General features: G+C 71.6%; 17 protein-coding genes and 1 tRNA gene. 3 read left to right on the top strand and 15 right to left on the bottom strand.

The window, feature by feature from the left end; genetic code table 11:
• Positions 1–8: 8 nt before the first annotated feature.
• The gene (locus O7619_RS12635; RefSeq protein WP_282287832.1) at positions 9–464 is read right to left on the bottom strand and encodes an Rrf2 family transcriptional regulator; all 456 of its coding nucleotides are present in this window, start codon (positions 462–464) and stop codon (positions 9–11) included.
• 7 nt (positions 465–471) lie between these two features.
• Positions 472–1386 (bottom strand): AraC family transcriptional regulator, encoded by a 915-nt coding sequence (locus O7619_RS12640; RefSeq protein ID WP_282287833.1) that lies wholly within the window; start codon positions 1384–1386, stop codon positions 472–474.
• Positions 1387–1529: 143 nt separating this feature from the next.
• Between O7619_RS12640 and O7619_RS12645 the strand changes: the two genes are divergently transcribed.
• Positions 1530–2306, top strand: coding sequence for a glucose 1-dehydrogenase (locus O7619_RS12645; RefSeq protein ID WP_282287835.1), 777 nt, complete (start codon positions 1530–1532; stop codon positions 2304–2306).
• Between the two features lie 87 nt (positions 2307–2393).
• Here the strand turns inward: O7619_RS12645 and O7619_RS12650 are convergent, their stop codons facing one another.
• Positions 2394–2825, bottom strand: a complete 432-nt coding sequence (locus O7619_RS12650) for an SsgA family sporulation/cell division regulator (RefSeq protein WP_007457244.1) — start codon at positions 2823–2825, stop codon at positions 2394–2396.
• A gap of 274 nt (positions 2826–3099) precedes the next feature.
• On the opposite strand from O7619_RS12650, the gene O7619_RS12655 reads away from it, so the two are divergent.
• Together O7619_RS12655 and O7619_RS12660 are read left to right on the top strand one after the other, a co-directional pair.
• The gene (locus O7619_RS12655) at positions 3100–3603 is read left to right on the top strand and encodes a TIGR02611 family protein (RefSeq protein ID WP_282287837.1); all 504 of its coding nucleotides are present in this window, start codon (positions 3100–3102) and stop codon (positions 3601–3603) included.
• 50 nt (positions 3604–3653) lie between these two features.
• A tRNA-Val gene (locus O7619_RS12660) sits at positions 3654–3728 on the top strand.
• 56 nt (positions 3729–3784) lie between these two features.
• On the opposite strand, the gene O7619_RS12665 is transcribed toward O7619_RS12660, so the two are convergent.
• The 12 genes from O7619_RS12665 to O7619_RS12720 all read right to left on the bottom strand — a co-directional run bounded on the left by O7619_RS12665 (position 3785) and on the right by O7619_RS12720 (position 12158).
• On the bottom strand, positions 3785–5002 hold the full coding sequence (locus O7619_RS12665; RefSeq protein ID WP_282287839.1) for a site-specific integrase: 1218 nt from the start codon (positions 5000–5002) through the stop codon (positions 3785–3787).
• Positions 5002–5280, bottom strand: a complete 279-nt coding sequence (locus O7619_RS12670; protein WP_282287840.1) for a helix-turn-helix domain-containing protein — start codon at positions 5278–5280, stop codon at positions 5002–5004. Before O7619_RS12670 ends, O7619_RS12665 begins: the two co-directional genes overlap by 1 nt.
• Before the next feature lie 14 nt (positions 5281–5294).
• Entirely contained in the window at positions 5295–7037 is a 1743-nt protein-coding gene (locus O7619_RS12675) for a replication initiator (protein ID WP_282287841.1), read from the bottom strand.
• Between the two features lie 217 nt (positions 7038–7254).
• Positions 7255–7704 carry a hypothetical protein gene (locus tag O7619_RS12680; RefSeq protein WP_282287843.1) on the bottom strand — a complete coding sequence of 150 codons (450 nt, stop codon included), beginning with the start codon at positions 7702–7704 and terminating at the stop codon, positions 7255–7257.
• Positions 7705–7781: 77 nt separating this feature from the next.
• Complete coding sequence (locus tag O7619_RS12685) at positions 7782–7928, bottom strand: hypothetical protein (protein WP_282287844.1); 147 nt, start codon at positions 7926–7928, stop codon at positions 7782–7784.
• Positions 7925–8536, bottom strand: a complete 612-nt coding sequence (locus O7619_RS12690; protein WP_282287846.1) for a hypothetical protein — start codon at positions 8534–8536, stop codon at positions 7925–7927. Before O7619_RS12690 ends, O7619_RS12685 begins: the two co-directional genes overlap by 4 nt.
• The gene (locus tag O7619_RS12695) at positions 8533–8790 is read right to left on the bottom strand and encodes a hypothetical protein (RefSeq protein WP_282287847.1); all 258 of its coding nucleotides are present in this window, start codon (positions 8788–8790) and stop codon (positions 8533–8535) included. Before O7619_RS12695 ends, O7619_RS12690 begins: the two co-directional genes overlap by 4 nt.
• The gene (locus O7619_RS12700) at positions 8787–8975 is read right to left on the bottom strand and encodes a hypothetical protein (RefSeq protein ID WP_282287848.1); all 189 of its coding nucleotides are present in this window, start codon (positions 8973–8975) and stop codon (positions 8787–8789) included. Before O7619_RS12700 ends, O7619_RS12695 begins: the two co-directional genes overlap by 4 nt.
• A 21-nt stretch (positions 8976–8996) precedes the next feature.
• Positions 8997–9308: a spread protein gene (locus O7619_RS12705; RefSeq protein ID WP_282287849.1), complete on the bottom strand. Its 312-nt coding sequence runs from the start codon at positions 9306–9308 to the stop codon at positions 8997–8999.
• Positions 9305–10951 (bottom strand): FtsK/SpoIIIE domain-containing protein, encoded by a 1647-nt coding sequence (locus tag O7619_RS12710; protein WP_282287850.1) that lies wholly within the window; start codon positions 10949–10951, stop codon positions 9305–9307. The genes O7619_RS12705 and O7619_RS12710 overlap by 4 nt, the downstream gene beginning before the upstream one ends.
• Positions 10952–11544: 593 nt before the next feature.
• Positions 11545–11760, bottom strand: a complete 216-nt coding sequence (locus O7619_RS12715) for a hypothetical protein (protein ID WP_282287851.1) — start codon at positions 11758–11760, stop codon at positions 11545–11547.
• Positions 11760–12158: a transcriptional regulator gene (locus O7619_RS12720; RefSeq protein ID WP_282287852.1), complete on the bottom strand. Its 399-nt coding sequence runs from the start codon at positions 12156–12158 to the stop codon at positions 11760–11762. The genes O7619_RS12715 and O7619_RS12720 overlap by 1 nt, the downstream gene beginning before the upstream one ends.
• Positions 12159–12377 lie beyond the last annotated feature (219 nt).

A 12377-nucleotide genomic window follows, 5' to 3' on the forward strand; every position in this document is an offset into this window, starting at 1 on the left:
CGCCCCGGTCAACGCGGCTCCCACGCGTCCGGCTGCGTGGTCAGCCGGCGCACGTGCGCCGGCAACCGGCCACTGACCAGCTCGTCCAGACTCACCTCGTCGACCACCCGCCGCACCGAGGCACGCACCGCCACCCAGAGCCGGGGCAGGTTCTCCGCCGCGCCCTCGTACCTGGTCTCCTCGGGGCGCAGGCCGCGTACCCCGGCCAGCGGGCCGTCGACGGCGCGCAACACCTGCCCGATGGTGACGTCGCGCGGCGGTCGGGACAGCGTGTAGCCACCCTCGGCGCCGCGCTGGGCCCGCACGAGCCCCGAGCGACGCAGGTCGGCCAGGACCGCCTCGAGGAACTTGCGGGGCATGTCCTGCTCCGCCGCGATGGCCTGGGTGGACAACAGGGTCGGGTACGCGGTGGCCAGGCTCAGGGCTGCCCGGACCGCGTAGTCGCCGCGCGCGGAGATCTGCACCCTGACATCATGCCTGGCCGGCCCGCACGGGGGAGTCGGCGGGAGGACGCGGGCGCACCGAACGGACGGGAAGCGGCTGCTCCCGGGCGGCCCGGAACGCGCCCGGGCTCACCCCGACCTCCCGGGTGAAGAAACGGCCGAAGTTGGTCGGCTCGGGAAAACCGAGCCGCCGGCCGATCCCGGCGATCGGCTCGTCGGTGGCGGCCAGCAACCGCCGGGCCTGCAACGCCACCCGCTCGTCGATGACCTGCTTGGCGCTGCGGCCGGTCACCGCCAGGCAGGCCCGGGTCAGGGTACGCACGGAGCAGCCGAGCTGGGCGGCGTAGTCCTCCACCCGCCGGGTCCGCCGGTAGCCGCGCTCCACCTCCCGGCACAGCCGCCGGAACGTCTCCGCCTCGGCGCCCGGCGTCGGCCCGTCCCCGGGGTGCGGCAGCAGGCTCAGCCGCAGCAGCAGCACGGCGAGCTGGTGCCGCAGCAGCGCCGCGGCGGCGGGCACCAGCGCGTGCCGGTCGGCGTCCACGGCCAACTGGGTCACCTCGCTGATCACCGCGTCCTCGTCCTCCCCGGCGAGCTGGCGGTAGGTGGGCACCGCGTCCGGGTCGACGTCGAGGCCGCGCAGCGCGTCCGGCCCCCAGCTCACCACCGTGGCGTCGAGCTGCTGGCCGAGGCAACGCAACACCTGGCCGGGCCGGGCGTGCAGCAACGTGCCCGGCCGGCAGGGCACCGCCCGGAAGTCCAACTCGGCGGCGCCGTGGCCGTGCGTGACCAGGATCAGCAGATCGTGGTCGAGCAGGACCGGCCGGGGCCAGCCGGGTGCCGGGGTGAGATCGTCGAGCGCGCCGGTGAAAATCTCGTCGGCGCTGAGGCGGGGCTCCGACAGGCCGGTGCGTAAGGCCGGGGAGGGCTGACCGGTAGTGACCATTGCCCCGACGTTAACCGGCTTGGCCGCACCTTGCATCTCGGCGGTTCACCTTGCCGGGGCGCCTGACGGACGGTTAGGTTACCGATCGGTAAGGCGCGGGTCGGCCGACGGCCGTGACCCGGCAGGACGGCGATGGGATGAACATGACGGATCTGTTCTCGGTCGACGGCAAGACGGTCCTGGTCACCGGCGGCTCGCGGGGGATCGGGCTGATGATCGCGCGCGGATTCGTCCGGGCCGGCGCCCGGGTCGTCATCTCCTCCCGCAAGGCCGACGTGTGCGAGTCGGTGGCGAAGGAACTCTCCGCCGACGGGCACTGCGAGGCGATCCCGGCGGACCTGAGCAGCGACACCGGCGCGCTCGGGCTGGCCGAGGCCGTGCGGCAACGCCACGACCGGCTGCACGTGCTCGTCAACAACGCGGGCGCCACCTGGGGCGCGCCGCTGGAGGACTACCCGGAGAGCGCCTTCGACAAGCTCTGGGCGGTGAACGTCAAGGCCGTCTTCCGGCTCACCACCGCGCTGCTGCCGGCGCTACGCGCCGCCGCCGACCCCGACGACCCGGCCCGGGTGATCAACATCGGGTCGATCGACGGACTCCGGGTGCCGTGGATGGAGGTGTACGCCTACTCCGCCACCAAGGCGGCCGTGCACATGCTCACCCGCGGCCTCGCCCACCAGCTCGCCGGCGAGGCGATCACGGTCAACGCGATCGCGCCCGGCCCGTTCGAGAGCAAGATGACCGCGTTCGCGCTCGACGACCCCGAGTCGCGCGCGGCCATCCGGCAGCAGGTGCCGCTGGGCCGGATCGGGCGCCCCGAGGACATGGCGGGCACCGCGATCTACCTCGCGTCGCGCGCCGGCGCGTACCTCACCGGGGCGGTCATCCCGGTCGACGGCGGGATCACCACGCGCGGCTGACCCGCGTACCCCCGGGTTGTGGGTGTGGAAAGACGGCCCGGGGCCGCGCGGACTCGGCAGATCCGCGCGGCCCCGGGTGTGGCGTGGTCAGCGACCGGCGAGCAGCCGGTTCACCGCGGTGTCGACGTCCAGGTGCTCGGCCTCCCGGCCGCGCGGAACGACGACGTAGGTCCGGCGCAGGAAACGCACCAGCACGCTGCGCGGGACCTCGAACAGGGCGTTGCCGTCCGGGGACGACAGCGCGAGCGCGACGAAGTCGCCGCGCGGGGTGGCCCACGGCCACACCCGGACGTCGCCGATGCCGGCCGGCTCGTCGAGCCCGGTGACCAGCAGCTCGCGGGCGAACGACCAGCTCACCGCCTCGCCACCGGCCGATTCGGCATGGAACAGGACATGGACCGCATACGGGTCAGCAGGGTCGTAACGCAGGCTGGCGCGCACCGGCAAGGCGGTGGCGTCAGGCGCGACGAGCCTTAGCGACGTCTCGACCTCGACGGTCGTCGGTCGAATGACACTCATGGACGTTCTCCCCCCGGCACCGCTGCGGAACGCGCGTGTCCCGCTTTTCCCATACTCAGGTGCTGCTCCTGGCTACGCTCCGCCATACGCTGACTTCACCCAGTGGTGGGAAGGGGGTCGGAAAGCCCTCGGGACCGGCCCGGCCCCGAGTAGAATTTCCGATTCCGCCCACTCCGTCGTTCCGCCCGGCAACGGGTGGTTCAGTCGTCGACTTACTCCGGTAACGTCCAGTCGTCAGCTCCGGTGACGGTCCCGGGCGACACTGGGGGTGGAAATGGCCACGAGGAGCGCCTCGGTGGCGACGAGGACCGCAGCCGATCGGGGGTACGACGTGCCGGTCGACGGGCGTTCGCAAAGCGCTCTCATGGAGCGGCGACGGCGGCGGGGCTGGCGCGCCCGCCTGCACACCACGCTCGACCTCATCCGCGCCAACCCCACCGGCCGCATCGCCCTCAAGATATTCATCGGCATCCTCGGCGCCGTCGTGGTCACCGTCGGCATCGCCCTCATCCCGCTGCCCGGCCCCGGCTGGCTGCTCGTCATCGCCGGCCTCGGCGTCTGGGCGGTCGAGTTCCACTGGGCCCGCCGGCTGCTTGCGTTCACCCGCCGGCACGTCAACGCTTGGACACGCTGGGTCACCAGCCGATCGCTCGGCATGCGCTTCGTGCTCGGCCTGGTCGGGCTGGTCTTCGTGTCCGTGGTGGTGTGGCTCTCGCTCAAGTACAGCCTGGGCATCGACGTGGTGGCGGGGATGCTGCACTACCTCGCGACGCACTGAGGCCCGGTTTTTGGGTCCGGCTCCCCATCGGGTAGAGTCATGCGCGCTGAGGGCGATTAGCTCAGCGGGAGAGCGCTTCGTTCACACCGAAGAGGTCACTGGTTCGATCCCAGTATCGCCCACCATCGAAATACGCAGAAGAGCCACCCTCGCGTGAGGGTGGCTCTTGCTGATTCCATCGTCAGTTGTCGTTGGCCGTCAGCGGATCGTCAGCGAACGCTTCCCGGATGCGTTGATCCCTCCCGGCGGATCGGTGGGTGTAGAGGTTGAGCGTTGTGGACGGCTTCTCGTGGCCCATCACCGCCTGGACGTCGTTGACCGGAACCCCACGCGACACCAGCTCGGTGGCGTAGGAGTGCCGTAGATCGTGGAACCGCAGCCCACCCGGCGCCATCTTCGCCACGTGGGCGACGGCTTCCCGTTCGGTGGTGAACTCGACCGACTGCTTGGCGCCTTCCAGGTCGACCCAGGAGCCGCACCACGTGAAGTGTCCGACGCGACTCACGTCCCCGAGGAGTCCGGCGCGGACCAGTGACGGCCGCCAGACGCGAGCACGGAACAGGGTTCGGCGCAGGGGGCCGGCGGACGAGTTGGTGAAGACCTCCCCGCGGGGACCGGGCGGGAAGGCGTCTCGGTGAGCCGCCAACAGGTCGGTGGCGAAGTCCGGCACCGGAACCGTGCGCCGGCCCGCCCGCGACTTCGGATAGGGCTTGATCGTGACGGTGCCGGCGACCTCGACCGCTACCCGGACCACGTGGACAGCCTTGGCGTCCAGATCGAGTGACTCCCAGCGAAGCCCGGTGCACTCGCCCCAGCGGAGACCGGTGCCACCGGCAAGGGCGACCAGGGCGCGGTATCGGTCCGGGACCGCCGGAAGGAGTCGGCCGGTCAGGTCGGCGCGGGCCAGGGTGTGCCCGTCGGTGTCCTTCTTTCGTCGGGAAGGGACCTTGACGCCCTCGCACGGGTTGACGCCGATCAGCCGGTCACGGACGGCAGCACGGAGGATCGTGGAGAGCAGGCGGAAGCACTCCGCCACGGTGGCGGGCGCGCGCCGGCCACCAAGCTCGGTAACCCACGACTGCACCGCTAGGTGATCGATCCGGGACAGCGGCACGTCCGACCAACGCAGAAGCACGTGCGTACGCAGGATCGAGGCGTCTCGGGCGCGGGTGGTCAACTCATCGTTGCGCGAGTCGCGCCACCGCTGCGCGTACTTCCCGAAGAGCAGCCGACCGGCGTGCGGATCGACGTACCCGCCGCGGGCGATGGAGGTCTCCGTCTCCGCCAGGAAGGACGCGGCCTGCCGACGGGTCGGAAACGTCTTGGCCTTCTGGCGCCCGGTGGCGTCCCGCCAGTTGGCGCGGAAGCTGCCCGCAGGCGTCTTGACGATGTGTCCCATCAGGCCCAGCCCTCCGGATCGGTCGCGGGTTCGGTGCATTCGTCGAGCCAGGTGTGGAAGCGCTTCTTGGGGATGACCCAGCGTCCGCCGAGCTTGCGAGCGGGTATCTCGCCCTCGCGGACCAGGGCGTAGGTGCTACCCAGCGACAGTGAGAGAAGCCGGGCCACCTCGCGGACGGAGTAGACGGCCCGGTTGTCGTTGAGGCGCACGATCCGGCGGGGCGCGTCGGGTGCGACGGTGGGCGGTTGGGTGGGCAGGGAGACGGCGGGGCGCTGCATCGTTCCTCCGGTGGTCAGGCGGTGATGGGACGGTCGGCGGTCGGATGGGTAGTCGCTGCTCTGTCTCTCGCGGCCAGGAGCGCGGCTTTCCACTGGGCGCGTTGGGACAGGGCTTTGAGGAGTCGGTGTTGCAGCGGCGGTAGATCAGGGTCATCCGGTCGGGCGAGTTCCCAGGCGTACGCGGGCGGGTCGTCCTGCTCGACGGCGGTCGCGTCGGTGGCGCCGGTGGTGACGCCGAGGAGGTTGCGGACCCAGGCGCGGGCGTCGGCGCGGTGGTCGGCGAGGGTCTTCCCGGACCAGTCGCGGGAGACGAGGATGCGCCGGCCGCCGATGCCGAGGGTGGCCCGTTGGTGGACTTTGCCCTTGCAGCGGCCGGCTTGCAGGCGTCCGTGTGCCTTCTTGGGTTGGATGCCGTAGAGCAGCCAGTTGGCGCACCGCTCGTTGCACGGGGTCACCCGCAGCTCATGCCAGAGCCGGTCGAGGTGGTCCCGTTGCCGGTCGGTGTCGGGCTTGTGGCAGTCGGCCGCGTTCTTGGTGATGTACTTCGTGATGTAGCCGATCGTGCGGTTGGCGTGCACGGTGCCGGGGGTGACGCCTTCGGCGTGGACCTGCGTGCCGAAGCGCACCACGTGCGCGGGTTGCGCGTCGGGGTCGGAGTCGATGAGGTCCAGGGCGTCAGCCCAGGCGGTCAGCGGTTCGCGGGTGTCGGGATCGATCCACTCGGCGCGGTCGGCATCCCAGACCGGTGGTCGGTCGAGGGAGTACACCGGTTCGTCGGCGGCCGGCCACCAGACTTGGTGGTAGGTGGCGGCGGCGACCTGCCGCAGCACCGCGCGCGGGATCGTGCCTCGGATGGCGAAGTGCGCGTGAGGGGCGAGGCGTCGTTGGGGCTCCACGCAGCCGGCGTACTGCACATTCCAGCCCGCGCACCGCCTGAGGTTTTGCCAGAACCGGTCGAGGAGCCGCGCGAAGTGCACCGCATCCCAGGCGGCGCGCCGGTAGTCGTAGCTGCCGGGGTCTACCGGGGTGCCGTCGGGTAGGACCCGCCCGTAGGTGTCGAGGGTGAGTGACAGCCACATGGACGGGCGGTGTTCGGTGCCGTCGGGCGCGGTGTAGACCTTCCCGACCGTGCGCGGCTCGACCTTCTTGCGCGGCAGGTCCGGGGCATCCTGCCGGCGGCGGGTGGAGCGCTTGCGCCGTCCGTGATCGTCGTCGTCCTGGTCGTGGGGAGGGGCGACGGCGCCGCGGAGTCCTTCGGCGGCGATGGCTTCCTCCACCTCCCCGATCGCGTCGTCGATGTCGGGGAGCTGGTCGAACTGGGCGGCGCGTTGGGCTTCGTCGCGGGCGAACTCCAGATGCGCGCGCAGCAGGATCAGCTCGCGTTGCGCGTCGGTGGTCGGGTTCGGGCCGGGTGCCGGTTCGTCGGTGCGGTGCCAGCCTTCCCGGATCTGGGTCTGTCGCAGCCGGCGGGCGCGTTTGGCGCAGGGCTCGCACTTGTCTTCGCGGGTGGCCCCGCAGGGCAGGTCCACGACTTCGGTCAGGCCGGTGTGTAGGTCGGTGCGGCGCAGGGTGACCGGGTGCAGGCACACGCCGTACTCGGCGGCCATCTCCGTGACGATCTTCCGCGACATCGGCAGCGCGAGGCGAGCGGCACGGGTGCCGGGCGCCGGCGCGACGTCGGCGGGAACGACCACCGGGTCGGTGTCGGTGGGCGGGGTGGGATCGGGGGTGAGGCCGGGAAGGGTCGGGGCGGTCATCGGGTCACCTCCGGGAGGTCGAACAGGACAGCGGGTGTGGTGCCGATCGGGGTGGTGCGGGGTGGGCCGGCGTGGCTGGCCCAGCGGCGGGCAGCCGGTTCGTGACGAGGGCAGGTGGTCTCGGCGCGGTAGCGGCCGGTGCCGGGGTGGCCGGCTTCGATGAGGGCGGTGGCCCACCTACGGCAGCGGGCGCAGTAGGTGGGCCGGGCCGTGGCGGTCAGTGCCGGCATCCCGAGCAGTGCAGCCCGCCGCAGGTGGCCTTGCGGCGCAGCAGCAGCACCGCGAGGACGAGCAGGACCAGGACGATGCCGACGGCGGCGGGTGCGTTGCGCTGGACGGTGTGCGCGACGTGGGCGGCGAGGTAGCCGATCCCGGCCAGGGCGCCGACGGCGGTGGTGGTGATGGCGGTGGCGGCGATGACCCGGCCGCGGCGCAGCCGACGCACCACCGGGGCGGGGGCGGTGCGGGCGGTGTCGAGGAACCGCACGGTGACGGTGACCCGGCCGTCGGGGTGCTGGCGGGGCCGGTCGGCGAACATCAGCCGGCCCGAGTCGCGGAGCACGGCGAGGGCGGCGGCGACTTCGGCGGGGGTGCCGACGACGCGGCGGGTCAGGGTGGTGGGGCCGCCGGTGCGGTGGGCGAGAGCGGTACGGGTGGGCGACGGCATCGGGCTTCTCCTGCTCTGGCTGGGTGGGGTGCCGCGGCGCGGTCGAGGGTGAGTCGGCCGCGCCGCAGCAGCCGTGACTATCGGCGGGGGTGGGCGCCGTGGGGCTTGGCGAGGTTGCGCATGTCGGTGTGCCGCCAGTAGGGGTCCTTGACGTCGACGTACTCGATGGGGCCGTTGCACACGGCGCACGTGTCGGTCAGGGGCGGGCGATTGAGCTGGTTCATCGGGTGACCTCCGAGACGATGTGGCCGTTGCGCGGGGCCTGAACGACCGACGACACGAGCGCCGACCGAACCGGCGCCGGAGTCGGCGGGGTGAACACGGGAGTCGGGGCGGCGGGGACGTCGACGGGTTCGGCGTCGACGGGCTCCCGCACCGGAGCCGGTGTGGGAGCCGCAGTGGGCCGGGACGGGGTGGGTGCCGCGGTCGGGGTGGGCGTGGGGGTGCCGGTGAAGACGAGCTTGGTCAGGGCCATGAACGCCAAGGCGGGCAGCGCGGACAGCAGCCACCCGGACGGGCTCGCATCGGCCACGGCGAGCTGCGCGGCGAGGGAGAACGCGGCGAAGGCCAGCATCAGGAACACCGGGTAGCCGATCGGGTCCCGGTGGCGTCGGCGGCGGCGGATGTCGAGCAGACACGCCACCGGCACGAGATCGGAGAGCACGGCGTTGGCCCAGCCGAAGGCGTCGGGGGTGCCGTCGGGGACGTGGCGCATGGTCCAGTCGTGGACGTGGGAGAACGACGCCCACCCGGCGGTCCCGGCAACGATGAGGAGGATGAGGACCAGGGCGACGGCTTCGAGTCGGCTCGTGTTCAGGCGGGTGGCGCTCACTTCGGGGCCTCCCATCGGGTGAAGTCGGCGTGCCGGCAAACCGGGCAGGGGACCTTCCACATGCGGTGAGCCGGCGGGGTCAGTTCGTAGGTCAGGCCGTCGGTCATGTCGGGGTTCCAGATCTGCATCTCGCCGCGCTGCTGGCACAGCGAGCAGTCATCCGGGTCGGTGACGAGCTGCAAGGGGCCGCCCCAGCCGACGACGAACACTGCGACCGGCAGCGCGAACGGGCCGCGTCCGGAACGGCCGGTCATGCCGCCCACCCCCAGGCTTCGGCGTCTTCGGCGGCGATCTCGGCGTGCTGGCGCAGCGCGGCGGCAATCACGTCGGTGACATCGGGGTCGGGTGCGCAGTAGGGGCAGGTCTGGTCGGGGTCGGTGTGGAGCAGGTCGAGGCAGGTCCGGCGGATCGGCCGGCGGTTGAGGCGACGGGTACGCATCACAAGCTCCAAGCAGGCGGGTTAGCGGGTGGTGGGGTTGACGTGCACGCGGATCCATTCCGGTGGCTCGCCGGTGGAGGCGACGGCTTCGGACAGGCAGCGCCACAGCGCCCACGCCTCCGCAGGGGTCAGGTACATGCGGCGCCGGCCGGCACCCACGGCGACGTAGAGGTCGGCGTCGGGGGTGACCCGGACCGTGACCGGCACGGAGGCTTTGTCGACGTGCGGGGCGCGCAGCCGGTAGAACCTGCGCGGTTCCGGGGTCTGCTGGTCGGGTTCGTCGGCGTAGGGCATCCGCACCGGGGCGCCGTCGGGGATCTCGTGGTGGGTCATCGGGGGTCACTCCCGTTCGTGGTGCCGTTGAGGTCCAGGGCGTTGAGCAGCGACGGCGGCAGCAGCGGCGCACCCTGCTTCGGCGGGGTGGGCCGGTAGGTGCGCCGGCCGTTGCCGGTGCTGGCGCGCGGCTTGGGCGCCGGCTGCACGACGGGTTCCGGTTGCGTCTCCGGCGGAGCGGGGAACGTCGCGGCCATGTCCCGGATCACGTCGTCGGCGAGGTAGGAGAACCGGACCCGAGCCGGCTCGGGCTGGCCGTCGAGGAGGACGTAGGCCACGCCCTTGCCGGACAGGGGGATCTGATCCGCGAGTGCGCCGCGGTCGCGGGAGCCGTCCCCGAGGAGGAGGTCGACGTGGCCGCGTTCGGTCAGGCCGAGGGCGATGCGGGTGGGGAACAGGTCGCGGACGGAGACGACTTCCTTGCGGGGGTCCTGGGTGGCGGCGACGACCAGGACGCCGAGGCCGGCACCCTGGGACAGCAGCAGCCCGAGCGCCTGAGCGATCCGCGCCCGGATCTCGCTGTCGGGCAGGTAGGCCAGGAGGGCGGCGATTTCGTCGATGACGACGACGATCAGCGGCTCGTCGACGGTCGGGGTGTGGACGCGGGCTTTGCCGCGCAGGATCTGCTGACGGGCGCGCATCCGGGCCACGGCGTCGTCGAGGAGGTCGGCCATGCGGGTCCAGTCGTCGTCGACGTAGCGGGAGAACAACGGCCGGCCGATCGCCAGTTCCATGCCGCCCTTCGGGTCGATCGCCCACACCCGCACCAGCCCCGACCGGATCCCCGCCGCCAGTGCCCGGAGCAGGGACCAGATGACCGAGCCCTTGCCCATCCGGGTCGCGCCGCCGATGAGCACGTGCGTGGCGAGGAGGCGGAAGGCGTAGACGGCGAGGTCTTCGCGCAGGCCCAGGGGTAGGGCGGTGAAGTCCGGGCGGGCCGGCACCGGCAGCGGCGCCACGATGCGGGTCAGCGGGTCACGGCGGATGAACACCAGCCACACGTGCCGGGGCCGGTCCCGCAGCCGCACCCGGTCGACCAGCCGCAGTACGACCGCAAGACGCCCCGAACGGTGCGGGATCGGGTGGCGGCGGGTGGAGAACACCCGGCAGTGCCGGGTACCGAACGAGTAGGCCAGGTCGCGGGCGGCCTTGTGGTACACCTCGGGGTTCTGACCCTTGGGCATCCGGAGGACGAGTTCGTCGGTGGCGTAGGAGCAGCGCACCGACAACAGCCGCGGCACGACCTCGCCGCCGTCGTACTTCTTCACCAGCCCGCACAGCGACATCACCTCGTGCCACTGCCGCCGATACACCCACAACCGCCGCCAGATGGAGACGGCCCGCAGGGCGACGTGGCGGTGGAAGGAGTCCCGGCCACGCCACCACCACACGCCACCCGAGGCGGTGAGGACGACGGCGACCAGGAGGTGAGGCACCCACCCGTGCGCCCGGTAGGTGTCGACGGCGATCAGGACCAGGGCGACAGCCGGCCACGCCCGCCAGTGCCGGAGCACGAACACGATCAGGCGGATCACGGCGGTGAGGAGGCGGAACAGCAGGAAGACGGCGGTGACGGTCCAGAGCAGCGGCCACGGCGCGGTGATCTGGAACCGGCGGAAGTTCACCAGCGGAGCCCGCACCATCACGCCACCGCCCGACGGCTGTTGCGCTGCTCGATCCACGCCTCAGCGCAGCCCTTGTGCACCGGCTTGCCCGACGGGCTCCGGCAGATCGCGGGCTTACCGCAGATGACACACGGAACCGGATCGCCGGCACCCGCACCGCGCGTCCAGTCCAGGACAACAGGCATGATGAACCTGCCCTTCCAGGCCGAGAGGGTTTGCGAGGGCAGCGGGGCGGTCGAGCTTTCCTAGGGCCGAGACCGCCCCGCGCCATCAATTTCAGATGCAGTTAGCGGTGACGCCGCTCGATGCGAACCGCCGCGTCACGGCTGGCCTTGCCAGCGCTACCCGAGCCCGACACCTGCCCCTGCCGGGTCGCGATCACCGCGATCTGCGGGCAGTAGCCACACGCACCCGAGTTGCCGCACGTGCACGACGGCGGGCGAGTACCTTTAGCCATCGGTGGGACCTCCTGTGTCCTGCCGACCGGTCCGCCGGGAGCTGCAACTCTCGGCGGACCACCCTTTGAGCCAGTCGGCTGACTGACCTCGCCCCGCACGCCGAACCGAAGTCGAAGCCCGGCGTGCGGCGACACCAGTCACCCCGCCAGCGGGTCAGGCCGCGGCCAGCCCGACCGACAAAGACTCACCAGCGTCAGCGAGAACACCGGCCAACCGGTCGATCTCGCTGCGCGGCAGGAACAGGGTCACGTCACCATCGGCACCACCGATCTGCACCGTCACCCGCTCCTGCGTCGGATACAGCGAGAACGACAACTCCGTGTCCGGCCTGACATGCACGTTCGCCGTGATGTGCACCCCGCCGGCCATCAGGCGGCCTTCCCACGCGACTCAGCCAGGGTCTTCGGCGCCACCAGCCCGGTCGCCCGGTACGAGAACGCCAGCCGGCCATTCGAACCGACGTAGGGCGTCACGTTCAGGCCCTCGAACTCCACCCGCTCGAACGGACCCACCGGCGGAACCGGCTGGTGGTCGGCCAGGATCTTGATCGCGACCTCACGCGACCGCGACCCCAACTCCGGGTCCATGTCCATCACCCGGCACTGCCACACCCGCTGCCCGGTCACCTTGTCCTTCGCCGGCGTCCGCTGACGAGTCACCTCGTTGAAGTCCTGCGCCTCCGCGATCGAGTCCGGCACGAACACCGCGCCATGCGGGAAGACCGCCTCAAACGGAACCGAGAACCGAGTACCACCCCTGAGGGCCATGGCCTGCTCCTTCGCTGCTGCGACTTGACCGGCAACCCGGTCTCTGTGATGCAGCCAACCTAACAACTGATATGGACAACAGTCAACTGTTAGGTACGAAGTTCTCGCGCTGAGTCACTGACCAGGCAGAACACCTTTCATCTGTTAGGCCCTGGTAACCTGAGGCCCGTCCTAACCGCTAGGACAGCCGGAGTGGCGCAAGCCCAACCAGCAGGGAGC

Source organism: Micromonospora sp. WMMD998 (genome assembly GCF_029581235.1).
Taxonomy (GTDB): domain Bacteria; phylum Actinomycetota; class Actinomycetes; order Mycobacteriales; family Micromonosporaceae; genus Micromonospora.